Origin of the sequence: Pseudarthrobacter cremeus (assembly GCF_051857465.1) — a bacterium.
Taxonomy (GTDB): Bacteria; Actinomycetota; Actinomycetes; order Actinomycetales; family Micrococcaceae; genus Arthrobacter.
This window is the reverse complement of the sequence record NZ_JBPZHC010000008.1, coordinates 15,664-34,541: the sequence shown is the minus strand read 5'-3', so window position 1 is coordinate 34,541 and position 18,878 is coordinate 15,664. Positions and strand designations below refer to the sequence as shown.

General features: G+C 67.7%; 16 protein-coding genes and 1 pseudogene. 9 read left to right on the top strand and 8 right to left on the bottom strand.

The genetic code is table 11. The annotated features are described in order from the left end of the window. Positions 1-3: 3 nt before the first annotated feature. The 7 genes and pseudogenes from allB to ACS5PJ_RS15095 form a co-directional block, all read right to left on the bottom strand. Positions 4-1,335 (bottom strand): annotated as a pseudogene (allB, locus tag ACS5PJ_RS15125) (allantoinase AllB); the annotation flags it as partial. Continuing rightward, entirely contained in the window at positions 1,336-2,166 is an 831-nt protein-coding gene (locus tag ACS5PJ_RS15120; RefSeq protein ID WP_439435689.1) for a bifunctional allantoicase/(S)-ureidoglycine aminohydrolase, read from the bottom strand. Continuing rightward, a complete protein-coding gene (locus ACS5PJ_RS15115) occupies positions 2,163-3,473 on the bottom strand; it encodes a DUF6986 family protein (RefSeq protein ID WP_439435688.1) in 1,311 nt (436 codons plus the stop codon). The genes ACS5PJ_RS15120 and ACS5PJ_RS15115 overlap by 4 nt, the downstream gene beginning before the upstream one ends. 3 nt (positions 3,474-3,476) lie before the next feature. Then, positions 3,477-5,090: a malate synthase A gene (gene aceB, locus ACS5PJ_RS15110; protein WP_439435687.1), complete on the bottom strand. Its 1,614-nt coding sequence runs from the start codon at positions 5,088-5,090 to the stop codon at positions 3,477-3,479. A gap of 45 nt (positions 5,091-5,135) precedes the next feature. Further along, entirely contained in the window at positions 5,136-6,044 is a 909-nt protein-coding gene (gene pucL / locus ACS5PJ_RS15105) for a factor-independent urate hydroxylase (RefSeq protein WP_439435686.1), read from the bottom strand. Between the two features lie 81 nt (positions 6,045-6,125). Continuing rightward, a complete protein-coding gene (gene ligD, locus ACS5PJ_RS15100) occupies positions 6,126-7,370 on the bottom strand; it encodes a non-homologous end-joining DNA ligase (RefSeq protein ID WP_439435685.1) in 1,245 nt (414 codons plus the stop codon). A gap of 104 nt (positions 7,371-7,474) precedes the next feature. Next, positions 7,475-8,374 (bottom strand): helix-turn-helix transcriptional regulator, encoded by a 900-nt coding sequence (locus ACS5PJ_RS15095; RefSeq protein ID WP_439435684.1) that lies wholly within the window; start codon positions 8,372-8,374, stop codon positions 7,475-7,477. 127 nt (positions 8,375-8,501) lie between these two features. On the opposite strand from ACS5PJ_RS15095, the gene ACS5PJ_RS15090 reads away from it, so the two are divergent. From ACS5PJ_RS15090 to ACS5PJ_RS15055, 8 genes are all read left to right on the top strand, one after another. Then, positions 8,502-9,359 (top strand): aldo/keto reductase, encoded by an 858-nt coding sequence (locus ACS5PJ_RS15090; RefSeq protein WP_439435683.1) that lies wholly within the window; start codon positions 8,502-8,504, stop codon positions 9,357-9,359. 31 nt (positions 9,360-9,390) lie between these two features. Further along, a complete protein-coding gene (locus tag ACS5PJ_RS15085) occupies positions 9,391-9,690 on the top strand; it encodes an NADPH-dependent FMN reductase family protein (RefSeq protein WP_439435682.1) in 300 nt (99 codons plus the stop codon). A 328-nt stretch (positions 9,691-10,018) separates the two neighbouring features. Continuing rightward, positions 10,019-10,513, top strand: a complete 495-nt coding sequence (locus ACS5PJ_RS15080; RefSeq protein ID WP_439435681.1) for a nucleoside deaminase — start codon at positions 10,019-10,021, stop codon at positions 10,511-10,513. A 95-nt stretch (positions 10,514-10,608) separates the two neighbouring features. Then, complete coding sequence (locus ACS5PJ_RS15075; RefSeq protein ID WP_439435680.1) at positions 10,609-11,916, top strand: XdhC family protein; 1,308 nt, start codon at positions 10,609-10,611, stop codon at positions 11,914-11,916. Beyond that, positions 11,907-12,824, top strand: coding sequence for an FAD binding domain-containing protein (locus tag ACS5PJ_RS15070; protein ID WP_439435679.1), 918 nt, complete (start codon positions 11,907-11,909; stop codon positions 12,822-12,824). Before ACS5PJ_RS15075 ends, ACS5PJ_RS15070 begins: the two co-directional genes overlap by 10 nt. Before the next feature lie 2 nt (positions 12,825-12,826). Beyond that, positions 12,827-15,664, top strand: a complete 2,838-nt coding sequence (locus tag ACS5PJ_RS15065) for a molybdopterin-dependent oxidoreductase (protein WP_439435678.1) — start codon at positions 12,827-12,829, stop codon at positions 15,662-15,664. A gap of 59 nt (positions 15,665-15,723) precedes the next feature. Further along, entirely contained in the window at positions 15,724-16,704 is a 981-nt protein-coding gene (locus ACS5PJ_RS15060) for an aldo/keto reductase (RefSeq protein ID WP_439435677.1), read from the top strand. A 30-nt stretch (positions 16,705-16,734) separates the two neighbouring features. Then, positions 16,735-17,388 (top strand): uracil-DNA glycosylase, encoded by a 654-nt coding sequence (locus ACS5PJ_RS15055; protein WP_439435676.1) that lies wholly within the window; start codon positions 16,735-16,737, stop codon positions 17,386-17,388. Here ACS5PJ_RS15055 and nboR read toward each other — a convergent pair. After that, entirely contained in the window at positions 17,385-18,011 is a 627-nt protein-coding gene (gene nboR, locus ACS5PJ_RS15050) for a nicotine blue oxidoreductase (RefSeq protein ID WP_439435675.1), read from the bottom strand. The genes ACS5PJ_RS15055 and nboR overlap by 4 nt on opposite strands. Before the next feature lie 205 nt (positions 18,012-18,216). Here nboR and ACS5PJ_RS15045 point away from each other — a divergent pair, with 205 nt between their 5' ends. Continuing rightward, on the top strand, positions 18,217-18,852 hold the full coding sequence (locus ACS5PJ_RS15045) for a dihydrofolate reductase family protein (protein ID WP_439435674.1): 636 nt from the start codon (positions 18,217-18,219) through the stop codon (positions 18,850-18,852). The last annotated feature ends 26 nt before the right edge of the window (positions 18,853-18,878 follow it).

The following is an 18,878-nucleotide window of genomic DNA, read 5'->3' as shown; positions in this document are numbered from 1 at the left end:
ATTTCGGCGGAGCAGTTTCCCGGTGGGGGTCCGGCCGTCCACCAGGCTCCCGCGAAGGTAGGTGCGCCGGACCACGCCGGTGAGGGTCTTGCCGTTGTACGGGGTGATGGGGTTCTTGTGCTGGAGCTTGGCCACGTCCACCACGAACGTCCCGTCCGGGGCGAAAACGGCGAAGTCCGCGTCGAAACCGGGGGCGAGCCGGCCCTTGTTGGACACGCGAGCGAGGGCTGCGGGCTTTTCCGCCATCCAGGCGGCCACCTGTTCCAGCGGAATGCCACGGTTCCGGGCCTCGGTCCAGATCAGGGACAGGCCCAGCTGCAGTGACGACACACCGCCCCAGGCCAGGGCGAAGTCACCGTTTTTCAGGTCTTTGAGATCCAGCGTGCTGGGAGAGTGGTCCGAGACGATGCAGTCGATGGTGCCGTCCAGCAGGCCCTGCCAGAGCAGTTCGCGGTTGGCGGCTTCGCGGATGGGCGGGCAGCATTTGAAAGCTGTGGCGCCGTCCGGGATTTCCTCGGCCGTCAGGGTCAGGTAGTGCGGGCACGTCTCCACGGTGAGCTTCACGCCGTCGCGCTTTGCCGCCGCAATCATGGGCAGCGCGTCCGCCGACGATAGGTGCACGATGTGCGCCCGCGCACCGGTCCGCCGGGCCCGTTCGATGACCTCGGCGATGGCCGTGTTCTCGGCACCACGGGGACGGGACGCCAGGAACGTAGCGTAGTGGCTGCCGCCGGGGTGGGGCGCGCTCTCTATCTCGTGCGGATCCTCCGCGTGGACCAGCATCAGGGAGTCGAAGGACCTGAGTTCGGCCATGTCCTCTTCCAGTTCCTCCGCGCCCAGGTCCGGAAACTCGTCCACGCCTGAATGCAGCAGGAAGCATTTGAAGCCGAACACGCCTGCCTCGTGCAGTGGGCGCAGGTCCTTCGTATTGCCCGGGACGGCGCCGCCCCAGAAGCCGACGTCCACAAACACCTGGTCCCCGGCCACCCCGCGCTTGAGCTTGAGGCCATCCACGGTGGTGGTGGGTGGGATGGAATTCAGCGGCATGTCGATGATGGTGGTCACGCCGCCGGCGGCAGCTGCCCGGGTGGCGGAGGCGAACCCTTCCCACTCGGTGCGGCCCGGCTCATTGACATGGACGTGGGTGTCAACCAGGCCCGGGATCAGGATCTCGTCGCCGGAGAGTTCAAGGGTCTCCGTCCCGGCCAGGCCCGCGCCGAGGGGTTCGATCGCAGCGATTCTCCCGCCGCGCACCCCCACTTCACGGGGCGAGATGCCGGAACCGGTGAGGATCCGCCGGCCCCGGATGACCAGATCGTACGTTTCTGCAGGCATTCAGAGCTGCTGCGTGAGGCGGATCTGGCGGTTGACGTCCTTGTACAGGAGGTACCGGAACGGGCCGGGGCCGCCGGCGTAGCAGGCCTGCGGGCAGAACGCGCGGAGCCACATGAAGTCGCCGGCCTCCACTTCCACCCAGTCATCGTTGAGGCGGTAGACGGCTTTGCCTTCGAGGACGAACAGGCCGTGTTCCATCACGTGGGTTTCGGCGAACGGGATGGTGCCGCCGGGCTGGAACGTGACGATGTTGACGTGCATGTCGTGGGCGAGGTCGTCCGGGTCCACGAACCGGGTGGTGGCCCAGGCGCCGTTGGTGCCGGGCATGGGACGCGGTTCCACGTCCTGGTCCCGGGTCACGAATGACTTCGCGGTGAAGCCTTCCAGCGGTTCGTAGGCCTTGCGGATCCACTGGAAGGAGGCTGCTTCGCCGTCCGCGGGGGCAGCGTTCCGGACTTTCCAGTCAGCGCCCGCGGCGAGGTAGGCGTAGCCGCCGGCCTCGAGCCGGTGGATTTCGCCGTCGAGCGTCAGGGCCAGTTCGCCCTTGGTCAGGAAGATGACGCCTTCGACGCCGGCCTCGGCCTCGGGCTTCTGGCTTCCGCCGCCCGGGGCTACTTCCACGATGAGCTGGCTGAAGGTGGTGGCGAAGCCGGCGATGGGCCGGGCGATGATCCAGGACCGGGTCTTCTCCCACCCCGGCAGGTTGGAGGTGACGATGTCCCGGAGCACACCCTTGGGGATTACAGTGTAGGCCTCCTTGACCACGGCGCGGTCGGTCAGGAGCTGGGTCTGGGGCGGCAGGCCGCCTTCGGGGGAAAAATACGTGCTCATGGATGTGCTCCTTGGGCGGTGTCATGGTGTGAGGGCTCCGGGGAACGGGCGAGCCGGGGGTGCGCCAGGCCGGTCAGCTGCGGGATCCCGACGCCGGCCAGCGCCTGGACTTCTTCGGCGCCGACGGCGCCGCACTGGACGCCGCGGAGGACGAAGGCCGCCAGCGCACGGGCGGTGGCTGGCTCGTCCATGACGCCGCCGTCGGTCCGTCCTGCATAGTTGTGCAACCGCGCGGCGGCGGCGGGAAGCCCCTGGCGGTAGAAGGCGTAGGTGGCGGCGAACCGGCTGGGCAGCTGGGCCGGGTGCAGGTCCCAGCCCTGGTAATAGCCGCGCTCAAGTGACCGCCGGACCAGCCGGCCATGCAGTTGCCAGGCGCTCGCCACGTTTTCGCCCACGGGGATGATGTTGGTGGAGCCGTCCGAAAGCCGGATGCCCGTTCCGGCCACAGCGAGCTGCATGACTTCCTTGGCGAAATCGGCCACGGGGTGCTCCATGGACTGGTACTCCGCGGAGATCTGCAGGGACGCCGAGTAGTCATAGGTCCCGTAATGCAGGCCGCTGATCCGGCCGGGGACCGCATGGGGCAGCTGCGCCACGGGGGAGGTCCCGTCGGGGCCGAGGATCAGCTGCGGTGTTTCCACCTGGACCTCGAACCGCAGCCGCCCGGCCGGCAGTCCGTGGACTTCCTCCAGACGGGACACGGCGTATTCCATGGCCTGGACCTGCGCCACGGTGGTGACCTTGGGCAGGGTCAAGATCAGTCCCGCGGGCAGTTCGCCGGCGGACGCCAGTCCGGAGATGAAAAGGTCCAGCGTGCGCAGGCCGCGGGCCCGGGTGGCGGCCTCGAAGCATTTGAACCGGATCCCGATGAACGGGGGAGCGGAGCCTGCAGCGACGGCGGCGGCCACGGCGGCTGCCGCACCGACAGCGGCGGCGTCCTCGGCGTCGTCGCCCCTGTCCCCGTACCCGTCCTCGAAATCGAGACGGAGGTCTTCGATCGGTTCCGTCTCCAGTTTCGCCTGCACCCGCGCCGCCACCTCTCCGGCGAGCCCGGCGTCCTGGCCCAGCAGGATGCCCAGCCGTTCCAGCCCGCCGTGGGCCTCCGCGGCCGCCAGCGCCTGGGAACCCCAGCCGGAGGCGAGCGACGGCGTGAACCGGTCGGCCGGGACGTAGACGGTGTGGACGGGCTGGCGTGAGCCGTCATCGCCAGGGTAGTTCCGGTCCAGCAGCCGGTCCGTTGCCGCCAGCTGGGCGTCGATGTGCGCGGTGTCCGACGCGGTGAGGGAAGGCGTGGGGGAGGCGGCCATTCCTCAGTCCAGCAGTTCGTAGGCTGGGGTGGTCAGGAAGTCGGTGTAGTCCTCGGACAGGCAGATCCCCTTGATGAGGTGGCTGGCCGGTTCGTAGTAGCCCATGAATGCCTCCTCGCCGACCTCGCTGCGCAGCCGTTCGGTTTCCTCCGCCAGGATCTCCTCGACCAGTTCGCGGGTGACGGGGTGTCCGGTGTCGGCCAGGACGGATTTGTTGCGGATCTGCTGCCAGACCTGGGAACGGGAGATCTCTGCGGTGGCGGCGTCCTCCATGAGGTTGTGGATGGCCACCGCGCCGTTGCCGGAGAGCCAGACGGCGGTGTACGCGACGGCGACGTAGAGGTTCAGGCGGAGCCCGGCCTCGGTGACCTGTCCGCCGGCGGAGGCGATGTCCAGCAGCTGGTCCGCGGTGACGGAGACTTCAGGGCGCTGCTTGTCCAGCTGGTTGGGACGGCCGCCCTTTTTCGGGTCGCCGAGGACGGCGTCGAAGACTTCCTGGCAGGTGGGCACGAGGTCCGGGTGGGCGACCCAGGAGCCGTCGAAGCCGTCGTTGGCTTCCCGGGTTTTGTCCGCGCGGACCTTGGCGAAGGCTGCCTCCGTGACTTCGGGCTGTTTGCGGTTGGGGATCACCGCTGCCATGCCGCCCATCGCGAACGCGCCCCGGCGGTGGCAGGTTTTGACCAGCAGTTCGGTGTAGGCGCGCATAAACGGGGCGGTCATCACCACCGAGGCGCGGTCGGGGAGGACAAACTGTTCGCCGGCGTCGCGGAAGTACTTGATTATGCTGAACAGGTAGTCCCAGCGGCCGGCGTTCAGGCCGGAGGCGTGGTCCCGGAGTTCGTAGAGGATCTCGTCCATTTCGAACGCGGCGGGGATGGTCTCGATCAGCACAGTGGCGCGGATGGTGCCCTGCGGGATGCCGAGATGGTCCTGGGCGAAGACGAAGACCTCGTTCCAGAGCCGGGCCTCGAGGTGGCTTTCCATCTTGGGCAGGTAGTAGTACGGGCCCTGGCCGTTGAGGATGAGCCGTTTGGCCACATGGAAGAAGTGCAGGCCGAAGTCCACCAGCGCACCCACGGCACGTTCGCCGTCGATCATCACGTGCTTCTCCGGGAAGTGCCACCCGCGCGGGCGGGCCACCACCACGGCCAGCGGCGCGTCGGTACGGAGGGTGTACTCCTTGCCCTCGGCCGAGGTGTGGCTCAGGGTGCCGTTGGCGGCGTCGCGGAGGTTCAGGATGGAGTCGATGACGTTGCCCCACGTGGGTGTGGAGGCGTCCTCAAGGTCGGCAAGCCAGATTTTGGCTCCGGAGTTCAGGGCGTTGATGGCCATCTTCGCCGGGGAGGCGGGGCCGGTCATTTCGACCCGGCGGTCCCGCAGCGCCGCAGGGGCCTCCGCAACCTTCCAGTCGCCGTCGCGCACGTCCTGGGTTTCCGGCAGGAAGTCCAGTTTGCCGGTTTCCGCGACCCGCTGGCGCTTGACGGCGCGCGCGGCGAGGAGTTCGTTGCGGGTGCCGGCGAAGCGGGTGTGGAGCTCTTCGATGAACGCCAGCGCCTCCGGGGTGAGGATCTCCTCCGCGCGGTCGATCGGCCGGGGGTCTGTGACAGTGATGGCCATTGCTGGTCCTTTCGTTGGCTGCGAAGACGCTGGGCCTAATCTAACTCAGCAGAAGCCGGCGATCCCCGACCACGCGGCGGGCGCCGGGGTGGCGTCGTCGCGCTGGACGGTGGCCTCGATCAGCCCGTAGGGGCGGTCTGCCGCGAAGAAGACCTCGTTGGGGTTGTCGAGGCCAAACGGCGCGAGGTCCACCAGGAAGTGGTGTTTGTTGGGCATGGAGAACCTGATCTCCTCGATCCCGCTCTGCGCTTCCAGGACTTTGGTGCCCATCTCGAACAGAGTCTGCTGCAGGGCGTGGGAGTACTTTTCCGTGAAGCCTTCGAGCAGGAGGGCCTTGACGTCGTCGTAGGTCTTGTTGAAGTCCAGCGTGCTGAAGTCGGTCCCGGTCCGGTAGCGCCACCGGGCGGAAACATCGGTGGCGAGGATGCGGTCGGTGGTTTCCGGGAGGGTGGTGTATTTGTCCCGGACGTAGCCCACGAAGCCGGACTCGGTGGTCTTCAATACCGTCAGGTCCTTCAGCCCGGAGATCAGGTGGCTGGCGTCGCCGTCGCGGACAAGGACGGCGGTCCGGACTTCCTGGCCGTTGCGGACAAAGGAATGATCGTGTCCGCTGCCGTGCGCCTGGATCCGGTCCCAGCTGTAGGACTCGGCTTCCCAGCGGCCGCCGGTGACCCAGGCGAAACCGGACGTGAAGTGCTCGCCCAGGCGCAGGAGGAAGGCTTCGGGGGAGCCGATGCCCTCGCGTGCGAAGGCGTAGATGGTGTTTTTCTGCGTGTCCGTGGCCACCACGTGGGCGTTGTCTCCCGCAAGGTGGGCTGCCGCGAAATCGCCCCGCAGCTGCGAGGTGACGTTCAGGTCCTCGATCTCGTGGCGTTCGGTGTCCCGGGTGATCTTCACAACCCGGACCTCGGCCTTGCCGTACTGGTTCTCGCCGAGGATGATCTTGCTGCTCATGGTCTGTTTCCCAACTTCCGGTAGGTGGAGCATACGTTCCAGCACTGACATTAAGCGCGCGTTACCAGTGCGTTTCCGGTGTCAGGACACAGGACGTCCAGGCCACTCCTTGCCCGCCCACGGATCGTATTCGGCAATGAGATCCTCCTGCGGGGGACGTTCCGCCTCGGGAACGTGCTGCAGGTTCACCCGCACCCGGTACCAGAGCGAGCTCGATCCGCGCATTCCGTCCACCATCACATCGGCCGGGTGGAGGGCAGGGACAACGTCCGGATGGCCGGATTTCCACTCCTCGAGCGCCGCGAGCGCCTCCGGCTTGGTCTTTGTCCGGGCCACCTCGATCAGCGGCATCACTGACTGCCGGCGGCCGGAACCGTCACCGCTGCGTGGCGGTTTCTCGGCGGGACCGAGCTCGGCTGCCAGGGCCAGGAGCCCGTCCAGTGAGCCGACGGCGTCGTCGATCCCTTCGTGGGGATCGCCGATTTCCGCGAACCGCCCGGGCACGGTAAGGACCGTGAACTGTTCCGGCCGGGCGGAGCGCACTTCCTCCCAGGTCAGCGGCGTCGAGACGCGGGCGTCGGGAAGCGGCCGGACCGAATACGCCGAGGCAACGGTGCGGTCCTTGGCGTTCTGGTTGAAATCCACAAACACGCTCTCGCCGCGCTCCTCCTTCCACCACCGCGCGGTGGCAAGGCCGGGCGCCCGGTTCTCAACCTCACGGGCGAGCGTCTCCGCGGCGAGCCGCACGTCACGGTAGGACCACTGCGGCGCGATGCGCACCAGGATGTGGAGGCCGCGCGAGCCACTGGTCTTGGGCCACCCCACCAGCCCGACGTCGTCGAGCACCTCCTGTGCCACGTAGGCAACGTCCACTATCTGGGACCAGTCCACCCCCGGCATCGGATCGAGGTCCACCCGGAGCTCGTCGGGGTGCTCCAGATCCTCGGCACGGACAGGATGCGGGTTGAGGTCCAGGCAGCCGAGGTTCACCACCCACGCCAACCCCGCTGCATCCCGGATGACTGCCTCTTCGGCTGAGGTGCCGGACGCGTAGTGCAGCGTGGTGGTGTCGATGAAGTCGGGGTGGTTTTCGGGCACCCGCTTCTGGAAGAACGGCTCGGCGTCGATGCCTTTGGGGAAACGCTTGAGCACCATGGGCCGGCCACCGGCGCCGCGCAGCGCACCATCGGCGACGGCGAGGTAGTAGTGCACCAGGTCAAGCTTCGTCACCCCGGGCTTGGGGAACACCATCTTGTCCGGACTCGAGATGCGGACCTCCTTTCCGTCAATGCTGAGGGTCTCGGCCGGAGTCTTCGACGGGTTCATGCCGTCACGCTAGCAACGATCGGATGCCTGAACCAGAGCCCGGCCCGTGTGGCCGGGTATGGGGATTTGTTGGATGCTTGTCAGACGGATTGGGCCGGTTCGGGTCAGCTGGGCTGGTCCCTGTTGGGGACTGGGTCGACGGCGGCTGCCCGTTGGGGTCCCGCCTGGCTGATGCTCCAGCTCGTCAGGAAGTCCAGTTGTTCCTGGGCGTGGCTGCCTGGTTCAGCCGTGTAGGCGATCAGGGTCAGGTCCTGGCCGGGAAGCTCGAGAGCGTCCCCTGTCAGTTCGATTTCGCCGATCAGGGGACAACGAAGCGTCTTGCGGGCGCTGCGGTGGAACCGGACATTGTGCCTGGCCCAGCGGACCGGGAATTCATCGCTTCCGGTGGCGAGGTCACCGATGAGTGCGTTGAGGGCCCGGTCATGCGGATGCCTGCCCACTTCCACCCGCAGCGCCGCGGTCAGGTCGTCAGCGAGGGTCTCCCACTCCACAAAGAAGTCACGTGCGCGCGTGTCCAGGAACATGAACCGTGCGAGGTTCAGCGGCAGGGTCCCGGGGCCAAGGATTCCGGTGTAAAGGGCGAAGCACAGGGGATTGGCAGCCAGGATGTCCATCCGGGAGTTCCGCACATACGCGGGGATGCCGGTCATTCCGGTCAGGATCCGTTCGACACTGGGGCTCACTCCTTGCCGTTTCTGGCGGGTCCCTGCCGCGGTACTCGGGGCTGCGGACCGGGCAAGGTCCAGGAGGTGGGCGCGCTCGGCTTCGTCCAGCTGGAGGGTACTGGCGAGGGAGTCGAGGACGGAGTCGGAAACTCCCCGCAGGTTGCCCCGTTCCAGGCGTGCGTAGTATTCGGTGCTCACACCTGCCAGCATGGCGACTTCCTCGCGTTTGAGTCCGGCCACCCTTCTGGTTCCTCCGTAGGCGGGCAACCCCGCCTGCGCCGGGGTGATGCGCGACCGCCGGCTCATCAGGAACTCGCGGACGTCTTTGCTGTTGTCCATAGCCCTAACGCTACGACGTGCCGGGCCGCCTTGACAGGAACTGCCAGTACACCTCATGGCAGTGACTCCCATACGAGGCAACGGACTGTTTGTCTTGAATAAGTACCCCCCATGAAAAAGGAACCCCATGAACAGCGTGATCCTCAACAACGGCGTGGAAATGCCGATCCTTGGCTTCGGCGTCTTCCAGATCCCGGAGGAGGAAACCCAGGCCGCCGTCGAAGCGGCCGTCGCCGCCGGCTACCGCCACCTGGACACCGCGGCGTCCTACGGCAACGAAGCCGCCGTAGGCGCTGCGGTCAAAGCCAGCGGAATCGCCCGCGATGAACTCTTCATCACCACCAAACTCTGGATCCAGCATGCCCCCACCGGCAGCGTCGAAGAGGATACGAAGCGTGCATTCGAGAACTCGCTCCACCGGCTTGGGCTGGACTACGTGGACCTGTACCTGATCCACCAGCCCCTCGGTGACTACTACGGCGAGTGGCGGGCCATGCAGGACCTCAACAGGGAAGGCCGGGCCCGCGCCATCGGTGTATCCAACTTCCACCCGGACCGGCTCGTGGACCTCATCGACCACAACGGGACAGTCCCGGCCGTCAACCAGATCGAATCCCACCCCTTCCACCAACGCGCCGCCGACCAGGCGCTCATGGTCGAACGGGGTGTCCAGATCGAATCCTGGGGGCCGTTCGCCGAAGGAAAGAATGACGTCTTCACCAACCCCGTACTCAGCACCATCGCCGGGGAACACGGCAAATCCGTGGCGCAGGTGGTTCTCCGCTGGCTCATCCAGCGCGGCGTCGTCGTGATCCCCAAATCCGTCCGGCCCGAACGGATGGCAGAGAACCTCGATGTTTTCGACTTCGCCCTCACCGAGGAGAACATGAGCAGGATCGCCACCCTGGACACCGGCGGGAGCCTGTTCTTCGATCACCGGGACCCGGCCATGGTGAGCTGGCTCGGCGGGCGCAGGATCAGCTGATCCCTCCGCCACTGACCGGAAAGTCTCCCGGATGACAAAAAACACCCCTGACCAGAGGCACAACGGGCGGATCCTGCTGGCCTGCTTCTCCCGGGCCGGGGAGAACTACTACTACGGGGGCCGGACCAACCTGGAGATCGGGAACACCGAGGTCCTGGCCGGCATGATCAGCGCACTCATCACGTGCGACGTCCACCGGATCGAGGCGGCTGACCCCTACCCGGAGGACTACGAGAAGACAGTTGCGCGCAACGTCCGCGAGCAAAGGGCCGACGCGCGCCCGGCCATGGTTGCACCGTTGCCTGACGTCGGCCCGCACAGCACAGGGTGAGGAAGTCCGGAACTCCGGGGCCGACGTCGAATCCTGGCTGCGCGGCACCGGACTCCTCAGGAGCTAAGCGCTCTCCACCCGGAATGACCGCCTATAGCGTAATGCGGAGCCCCGGGATGACACACGGCTGACCACGCGTGGGTGCGGCGTCGTGGCGGAGCCCACATCCCGGTGCTAATCTCAGAATTGCCAAAGGCGGGCACCCGGACTCCGGGCAGCTATCTACCAGGCGCAACATCACCTCGCAGCAGACGCTGAAGCCTGGTAACCGTCGCATCTGGTCCTACTGGCGCAACGGGATACAGGCTTCCTCGCATAGGGAGCCACCATGAGTACCACCGTCACCGCCGAACAGTATCTGGCCCGGTCCATCCAGCTGGCAACAGCCAACGTGCGCAACAGCGGCGGGCCCTTTGGAGCCATGATCGTGACCGCTGACGGCCGGACGTTCGACGGCGTCAACCGCGTCACCGCAGACCACGATCCCACCGCCCACGCCGAGGTCACCGCCATCCGTACCGCCTGCGCCGCACTGGGGACCCACGATCTCACCGGGTCGGTCCTTTACACCAGCTGTGAACCGTGTCCCATGTGCCTGGCCTCTGCACTCTGGGCCCGCATCGGGCGGGTCGTCTTCGCCGCGGACCGGCACGATGCCGCGTCCGTCGGGTTCGATGACGCCGTCTTCTACGAATACTTCGAGAACCGGGATAGGGACGCACTGTTGACGGTGGCCAAGCTTGAGCTGAACGATCCGCAGGCTCCGGCACCGCTCGAGCCGTTCACCACCTGGAACACCCTTGCATCCAGGATCGACTACTAGGAAGCCGGCGTTGCCCTGATCGCCTTCGGGGGGACGACAATATGGGAACCACCGCAGTCGACGGAAAATGCAGTTGGGGAAGAAGGAGCGCCGCCATGCTGGACCTGATACCTTCGCTCAGTTCCTGGCCGCCAGCTGTGTCCGGCCAGCCGTACGCAGTGGCCACGATTGTTGCCGCGAGAGGCTCGGTGCCGCTGCCTGTGGGGACATCGATGCTGGTCGCCGCGTCAGGGGATGTCCTGGGCAGCCTTTCCGGTGGCTGTGTGGAAGGCGCCGTGGTGGCACTCGCGCTGGAGGCAATGGACGACGGCGGCACCCGCCACGGGACATTCGGCTACAGTGCCGCCGACGCCTTCGCCGCCGGCCTCACCTGCGGCGGTGAGCTGGAGATCCACATCGAGCCCACGGGCGGGGGCCGCGGCCGCCAACTGCGGCAGGCACTGGAGCAGCTCGCCTCCATCCGGGGAGGTGACCCGGTGGCACTCGTACGCCGGCTGGACACCGGCGGCGGCGCCGTCGTGATCCTGGACCCTGACACCTTCACCCTGGACGGGTCGCCGGTGGCCGCCGCCCTGCTGGGCGCGGCAGGGGGGCCTGACCTGGACACCGGCCGCGCGGACCACTCCGGAGCGGCCCTGCTGGAATCCTTTCTCCGCGGCGGCAGGACCGGACTGCTGCACGTAGGAACAGATGGAACCTGCCCCGCCGGCCCCGGCCCCGGCACCGGCCCCGGGCCTGCGGCGGTGGCAGTGACAGGGGAGCCCATCACGCTCCTGGTCGAGTGCCGCCTCACCCCGCCCCGCATGTTGGTGTTCGGCGCCAATGACTTCGGCGCAGCCCTCATTCCCGCCGGCAAACTGCTGGGCTACCACGTGACCCTCGTGGATGCCCGGCCAGCCTTTACCGCCCAGGCCCGGTTCGCCGGCGCGGACGAGGTGGTCACGGCCTGGCCGCACCGGTACCTCGGAGCGGAAGCCGCAGCGGGCCGGCTCGACCGGCGCGCCGTGGCCTGCGTCCTGAGCCACGATCCCAAGTTCGACATCCCGCTGCTGGAAACCGCCCTGGCCCTCGATCTTGCCTACGTCGGTGCCATGGGATCACGCCGCAGCCACCTCCAACGGGTGGAGGACCTCCTCACCGCGGGGGTGCCGCCGGAGCGGATCGCGCAGCTGCACTCGCCGATCGGGCTGGACCTCGGCGCCGTCACCCCGGCCGAGGTGGCCGTCTCGGTCACCGCAGAGCTCATCGCATCCCGCAGCCGCAGGCAGACGTGCACGCCGCTGCGGGACACGTCCGGTCCGATCCACCAGCCCGCCGCGCGCCGGGCGGCTGAGACAGATGCAGCCGGGCCAGCCGGCGCACGCCCTGCCGTCGTCAGCCAGGAGGAGATCGCATGGACATGAACAGCATCGAGGCGGTGGTCCAAACCGCGGATCCGGCCGACTGGCGCGACGGCGACGCCTGGCTGGCCGGCGGCACCGTCCTGTTCTCCTACGGCAGCTACGCCTTCGGTCCCGAACCCTTCAAGCGCCTCCTGGACCTTGGCCCGGCAGGCTGGACACCCGTCACCGTCGCCGGGGACGGTATTGAGGTGGCCGCCACCTGCACCGTCGCGGAGCTGTATGCCCTGCCGGACTCACCGGAGGTGGCACAGCGGGGCTGGCCCGCCCTGGACCTCTTCCGGCCGTGCTGCGACTCCTTCGTGGCATCGTTCAAGGTCTGGAACATGTCCACCGTGGGCGGGAACATCTGCAGCGCACTGCCCGCAGGACCCATGACTTCCCTTTGTGCCGCTCTCGACGGCGTGGCCACCATCCTGGGTCCCGGCGGCACCAGCCGCACCATCCCCGTGGCCGGGTTCGTCACGGGGGACGGAACAAACTGCCTCGCTCCCGGGGAGCTGCTGCGCAGTGTCCACCTGCCGGCGTCGGCCCTTTCCTCCCGGGTGGCGTTCCGCCGCCTGTCGCTGAGCAATCTGGGACGCTCCGGCGTGCTGCTGATTGGAAGGCTCGACGCCGGGACGTCCCTGGTGCTGACCGTCACCGCCGCCACCAAACGGCCCGTGCAGCTGCGCTTCGGGCACCTGCCGCTGTCCGCCGAGCTCGCCGCGGCGCTGGACAGCGCGGTCCCCGACGAGCTGTACCACGACGACGTCCACGGGCTTCCTGCCTGGCGCAAGGACATGACGTACCGACTCGCGGAGGAGATCCGCGCCGAACTCGCTGCACCCGAACGAACCCCGGACATGCAGGTGTCCGGCGACTTCTGGCCGCCGCGCGTACCTCGCAGACCGCTGCAGGAAGGGGTCTGAGGATGGCTATCGAGATCAACGGCATCCCGGCGGAAACCGCGCCGCGCCCCGGGCAGTGCCTGCGCACGTTCCTCCGGGAGCAGGGGAGCCTGGGCGTCAAGAAGGGCTGCGACGGGGGCGACTGCGGTGCCTGCACCGTGCACGTGGACGGCACCCCGGTCCACAGCTGCATCTACCCGGCCGTTCGGGCCGAGGGCCATGCGGTGACCACCATTGAGGGACTGGTCGGAACAGCCGGCGCCGCCGGCGGGGAGCTGCATCCTGTCCAGCAGCAGTTCCTGGAGCGTCAGGGGTTCCAGTGCGGCTTCTGCACCGCCGGAATGGTGATGACGGCGGCCACGTTCACGGATGAACAAAAGGAGGACCTGCCGCGCAACCTCAAGGGCAACCTCTGCCGCTGCACCGGCTACGGGGCCATCGCGGATGCCATCTGCGGGCAGGCCGGCCACCCGGACCCGGGAGGTCAGGGCTCGGGGATCGCGGGGCAGGGACAGCCGGAGCCCAGGCCGGGCGGGATGGGTGACGATGTCCCGGCTCCCGCCAGCCGGGCCGTGGTCACCGGCGCCGCCCGTTACACCCTGGATGTTCCCGCGGATCAGCTGCAGGGGCTGCTGCACCTGAAGCTCCTGCGCTCGCCGCACGCCCACGCCCGCATCCTCAGCATCCACTCCGAGGCGGCCCTGAAGGTGCCCGGTGTGGTGGCGGTCTTTACCCACCGGGACGCGCCAACGCAGCTGTTCTCCACTGCCCAGCATGAGCTCTTTACCGACGACCCGGACGATACCAGGGTGCTTGATGATGTGATGAGGTTCGTCGGGCAGCGGGTGGCCGCCGTCGTGGCCGAGTCGGTGCAGGCCGCCGAAGCGGGGGTCCGGGCGCTCGCCGTCGAGTACGAACTTCTCGACGCTGTGTTCACTCCGCAGGACGCCATCCGCCCAGGCGCCCCGCTGGTCCATGGGGAGAAGGACGGCCCCACGGCTCGGATCGCCCGGCCCGGGCAGAATGTGGCGGCCGAACTCCACTCCGAACTGGGCAATGTGGAGGATGGCTTTGCCGCCGCCGGCTTCATCCACGAACGGACCTATCAGACGCAGCGCGTCCAGCACGTGGCACTGGAAACCCATGCGGCCATCGCCTTCGTGGACAGCGACGGCCGGCTTCAGATCCGCACCTCCAGCCAGGTCCCCTTCCTGGTCCGCCGCACCCTGTGCCGGGTCTTCGGGCTGCCCGAGGAACGGGTCCACGTAGTGGCCGGGCGCGTGGGCGGCGGATTCGGCGGCAAGCAGGAAGTGCTGACCGAGGACATTGTGGCGCTGGCGGCCTTGAAGCTGGGCCGGCCCGTCCAGCTCGAACTGACCCGGACGGAGCAGTTCATCGCCACCACCACCCGGCATCCTTTCACCATCCGGCTCAAGGCCGGCGCCGATGCCAACGGCCGGCTGACCGCGCTGAAGCTGGATGTCCTGACCAACACCGGCGCCTACGGGAACCACGCCCCGGGAGTCATGTTCCATGGCTGCGGCGAGTCCCTGGCCGTGTACAAATGCGACAACAAGAAAGTGGACGCTCAGGCGGTCTACACGAACACCGTTCCGTCCGGCGCTTTCCGTGGCTACGGGCTGAGCCAGATGATCTTCGCCATCGAGTCCGCCATGGATGAGCTCGCCATCGGCATCGGGATGGATCCGTTGGAGTTCCGCCGCCGGAACATGGTGCGCGAAGGCGATCACATGCTGTCCACCCATCCCGAGCCTGCAGAGGATGTCCACTACGGCAGCTACGGCCTGGACCAGTGCCTGGACCTGGTCCGCGATGCCCTGGACCGTGGCCTGGAACGGGACCGCGCCGCAGGGCTGGACCGGCTTGGTGCGGAATGGGTCACCGGGGAAGGCGCCGCGCTGTCCATGATCGACACCGTGCCGCCGCGCGGGCACTTTGCCCATTCGAAGCTCCGGCTCCTGCCGGACGGAACGTACCAGGCCGACGTCGGGACCGCCGAGTTCGGCAACGGCACCACCACCGTGCACGCCCAGCTGGCCGCCACCGCGCTGTCCACCAACGCCTCCCGGGTTGCCATCCGGCAGTCCGACACGGACCTGATCGAGCACGACACGGGAGCGTTCGGCTCCGCCGGCACCGTCGTCGCCGGCAAGGCCACGCTGGCCGCCGCGGAGGATCTCGCCGTCCGGATCCGCGCGTTTGCCGCCGGGATCCGCCAGGTCCAGTCCTCCGGGTGCATCCTCGACGGCGACACGGTGGTGTGCGAGGGAACTCCCGTGCCGCTCGCGGAACTGGCGCACGCCGCTGCGGAAGCCGGCGTCGAACTTTCCGCCGAGGGACGCTGGGGCGGCACGCCGCGCTCGGTGGCGTTCAACGTCCATGGCTTCCGCGTCGCCGTGAACCGCGGGACGGGGGAGCTGCGGATCCTGCAGAGCGTGCAGGCCGCCGATGCCGGCGTGGTGGTCAATCCCCGGCAGTGCCGCGGCCAGATCGAGGGCGGGATCGCCCAGGCGCTGGGCGCCGCGCTGTACGAGGAGGTGGTGGTGGACGACGCCGGCCGGGTCACCACGGACATTCTGCGCCAGTATCACATCCCCACATTTGCCGACGTGCCGCGGAGCGAGGTGTACTTTGCCGACACGAATGACAAGCTGGGCCCGCTGGGTGCGAAGTCGATGAGTGAAAGCCCGTTCAACCCGGTGGCGCCTGCCCTGGCCAATGCGATCCGGAATGCCACGGGAGTGCGGTTCGCCTCGCTGCCCATCGCGCGGGACAGGATCTACCTGGGCCTCAAAGATGCCGCCACCCCTGACCTCCCAGAGCAACGCGGGGTCATTTAACGCCCAAAAACGCGGCTGAATTGGGCCGGATGTGACCCCGCGTTGCATATAGTCGTGGGATGGAACAGCGCATATTGGGCAAGACCGGCCGGAACGTCTCGATCGTGGGGCTCGGCACCTGGCAGCTCGGCGCTGACTGGGGCAACGTGGACCCGTCGCAGGCGCAGGCCATCCTGGCCGCCTCGGTGGAGGCCGGCGTCACGTTCTTCGACACAGCTGACGTTTACGGCGACGGCAAGAGCGAGCAGGCCATCGGGAAGTTCCTGAAGGACAACCCCGGACTGGACATCACCGTGGCCACCAAGATGGGCCGCCGCATGGACCAGGTGCCTGAGAACTACACCCTGGCCAATTTCCGCCAGTGGGTGGACCGGTCGCGGAAGAACCTGGGCACGGACAGCCTGGACGTCGTCCAGCTGCACTGCCCGCCTACCGCCGTGTACAGCAACGCCGAGGTCTACGACGCCCTGGATACCCTGGTCTCCGAAGGTGCCATCGGCAACTACGGCGTCAGCGTCGAACGTACGGACGAAGCCCTCGAGGCGATCCGGCACGACGGCACCGCGTCCGTCCAGATCATCCTGAACGCTTTCCGCCTCAAGCCGCTGGACGAGGTCCTTCCCGCGGCGAAAGCTGCCGGCGTGGGCATCATCGCCCGGGTCCCGCTCGCCTCGGGCCTGCTCTCCGGCAAATACACCAAGGACACAGCCTTCGCGGACAACGACCACCGCAACTACAACCGCACGGGCGGATCGTTCGACGTCGGCGAGACCTTCTCCGGGGTGGATTACGGGCTGGGACTCAAGGCCGTCGCCGAGTTCGAGCAGCTGGTACCCGAAGGTGTTGGCACGGCCCAGGCGGCCATCGCCTGGATTGCCGCGCAGGATGGCGTCACCACCGTGATTCCCGGGGCACGCAACGTGGAGCAGGCCACCGCAAATGCCGCTGCTGCTGATGTTTCCCTCAACGGGGAATTCGACGAGGGTGTGCGCTGGATCTATGACCATTACTTCCGCGAGGCGATCCACCCGCGCTGGTAGGCGGCCTGTCGTAGTCCACCGGGGGGACGAATGACTGAATCCTTGGTCAGCGCCTTCGTGGAGCGGCTCGCGGCTGCGCCCTCAGCGCCGGGACGGACCAACTTCTTCGACCACACCACCCCGGAAGATGGAGTGCGCCGCCGGAATCTGGAGATCTACCTGCGGGAGATGCTGGACCGCCGGCCAAAAGTGCTGCTCCTTGGTGAGGCGCCGGGTTTCAGGGGGATGCGAATCACCGGGGTTCCCTTCACCAACCGCACCATGTTCGCGGGGCCTGCCAACAGTCTCGGCCTGTTCGGACCTGGCAAAGGCTATGAGCTTCCGGCCGAAGCGGGGGACGTGGCGGCCGAGCCGACGGCAACCGTGATGTGGGACGTCCTGGCGGAGCTGCAGTTCCTCCCGTTGCTGTGGAGCGCCTGTCCGTGGCACACCTACGTGCCGGGTCGGCCCCGCTCCAACCGCACGCCGACGGCTCTGGAAGCTGGCCTGGGAACCCCGTTCTGGCAGGAGCTGACGGAGCTGTTCCACATTGACACCATCGTGGCCGTCGGCAACGTTGCGCAGCGAAGCCTGGCTCGAAGCGGGCTGGATGTACCGAAGGTCAGGCATCCTGCCCACGGCGGGCGGGCCGGTTTCAAGCAGGGGCTCGAGGAACTGCTCCTGAGCGGCACGGGCAGTGACTAACCCAGCAGGCGGAGCTGCTCCGGAGTGTCGATATCCTGGCCCGTTGACTCGTCACTGCAGTCCACCTCATCCACCAGTTCCGGGTGCGAACGCAGGAAGCCGCGTGCACCGGCGTCGCCCGTCACGGTGGCCGCAACAGCGGCCCGGAGTCCGCCGTCGATCAGCAGCGGATGCCCGCGGCGGACGGTTCTGTCCGCGGTTCCTTCGGCGTCACGGCCGCTGTAGGCGGCTGCAGTGATCCGGCCCGGACTGTGGGCGGCCAGCAGGCGCCCCACTATCCGCGGCGTGAGGCCGGGCTGGTCCACGAGGGCAATCAGCAGATGGTTTTTCGGGTCAGCGGTGGCGTTGCCCAGCAGGAACGAGCCGCCCATTCCGGATGGCCAGTCCTCGTTGACCACCGTGCGGCAGCGGTCCAGCCGGGCGAGAGTAGCGACGTCCCGGGCTCCGGCGCCGAGCACCACCACCACGTCGCGGCAGCCGCCGTCGAGCAGTGCCTCTGCAACCGATTCCACGAGCGGCCGGCCGCGGTACGGCAGGAGCGCTTTGGGGCCCATCCCCAGCCTCGTTCCGGCGCCGGCCGCCAGGACCACCCCGGTGGTGCTGGTCTCGGTCCTGTTCCCCATAACCACACCTTAGCGCCCTGCAACGTTGGGCATCGACGCCGGTCACGCACTCATTGCCCGGAACCAAACTGATTTCCGTTAATCCGCTCAGCACCTTGAAGGCCTGATCGCCGGAGGCATAGCATTGCCGGCACGGACATCGACGGCGTGCCCGCACCGCTGGGTGCCTGCGGAGACTGAAGCCGGCAGAAGGGAGGAGAAGGCCATGGACGGGAAAACTGCGGCAACGTCATCAGCGGCCCTGATGGTCGACCTGATCATCTCCCTGGACGGGTATGCCTCCGCCGAGGGGTGGCCCGGGTGGTGGGGTCTGGAAGGGCCGGAGTATTTGGGCTGGCTCGAACAGGAGGGGGAGAAGGGCTATACCTTCCTCCTGGGGGCGAACACGTACCGGCTGATGTCCGGCATGTCAGAGGAAGCCGCGGCAGGGGGCTCGGAATTCTCGGATGAAGAGGGAGCCAGCCTGACCGGACTTGCCGCCGTTCCGAAGCTCGTCTTCTCCTCTAGGCTGCAGGCGCCCCTGACTTGGCCCAACTCGGAGCTGGTGAACGGGGACGCGGTTGAGGCCGTAAGGGAACTGAAGCGGACAGGCACCGTCCCCCTGAGCACCTTGGGCAGCCTCAGTGTCTGCCGGTCGCTGCTGACTGCCGGGCTTGTGGACAGGTTCCGGCTGGTGGTCTTCCCGGTGATCACGGGCCGTACCGGGCGGGAGCGGATCTACGATGGCTATCCGGACGTCTCGCTTGAAATGGTGGAAAGCAGGACCTTCGACGGCCGGCTCCAGCTGCTTGAGTACATCCCCACCGTGCTCACCGGTCCGCCGGGCAGCCGGTCCGTCTGACCCGTAATGCGTCAAGCCGGGGTTTC

Excerpts from the sequence above, each read along its gene's own strand:
- ACS5PJ_RS15120 (WP_439435689.1), bottom strand. The coding sequence starts at position 2,166 with ATGAGCACGTATTTTTCCCCCGAAGGCGGCCTGCCGCCCCAGACCCAG.
- ACS5PJ_RS15115 (WP_439435688.1), bottom strand. The coding sequence starts at position 3,473 with ATGGCCGCCTCCCCCACGCCTTCCCTCACCGCGTCGGACACCGCGCAC.
- aceB (WP_439435687.1), bottom strand. The coding sequence starts at position 5,090 with ATGGCCATCACTGTCACAGACCCCCGGCCGATCGACCGCGCGGAGGAG.
- pucL (WP_439435686.1), bottom strand. The coding sequence starts at position 6,044 with ATGAGCAGCAAGATCATCCTCGGCGAGAACCAGTACGGCAAGGCCGAG.
- ligD (WP_439435685.1), bottom strand. The coding sequence starts at position 7,370 with ATGAACCCGTCGAAGACTCCGGCCGAGACCCTCAGCATTGACGGAAAG.
- ACS5PJ_RS15095 (WP_439435684.1), bottom strand. The coding sequence starts at position 8,374 with ATGGACAACAGCAAAGACGTCCGCGAGTTCCTGATGAGCCGGCGGTCG.
- ACS5PJ_RS15090 (WP_439435683.1), top strand. The coding sequence starts at position 8,502 with ATGAACAGCGTGATCCTCAACAACGGCGTGGAAATGCCGATCCTTGGC.
- ACS5PJ_RS15085 (WP_439435682.1), top strand. The coding sequence starts at position 9,391 with ATGACAAAAAACACCCCTGACCAGAGGCACAACGGGCGGATCCTGCTG.
- ACS5PJ_RS15080 (WP_439435681.1), top strand. The coding sequence starts at position 10,019 with ATGAGTACCACCGTCACCGCCGAACAGTATCTGGCCCGGTCCATCCAG.
- ACS5PJ_RS15075 (WP_439435680.1), top strand. The coding sequence starts at position 10,609 with ATGCTGGACCTGATACCTTCGCTCAGTTCCTGGCCGCCAGCTGTGTCC.
- ACS5PJ_RS15070 (WP_439435679.1), top strand. The coding sequence starts at position 11,907 with ATGGACATGAACAGCATCGAGGCGGTGGTCCAAACCGCGGATCCGGCC.
- ACS5PJ_RS15065 (WP_439435678.1), top strand. The coding sequence starts at position 12,827 with ATGGCTATCGAGATCAACGGCATCCCGGCGGAAACCGCGCCGCGCCCC.
- ACS5PJ_RS15060 (WP_439435677.1), top strand. The coding sequence starts at position 15,724 with ATGGAACAGCGCATATTGGGCAAGACCGGCCGGAACGTCTCGATCGTG.
- ACS5PJ_RS15055 (WP_439435676.1), top strand. The coding sequence starts at position 16,735 with ATGACTGAATCCTTGGTCAGCGCCTTCGTGGAGCGGCTCGCGGCTGCG.
- nboR (WP_439435675.1), bottom strand. The coding sequence starts at position 18,011 with ATGGGGAACAGGACCGAGACCAGCACCACCGGGGTGGTCCTGGCGGCC.
- ACS5PJ_RS15045 (WP_439435674.1), top strand. The coding sequence starts at position 18,217 with ATGGACGGGAAAACTGCGGCAACGTCATCAGCGGCCCTGATGGTCGAC.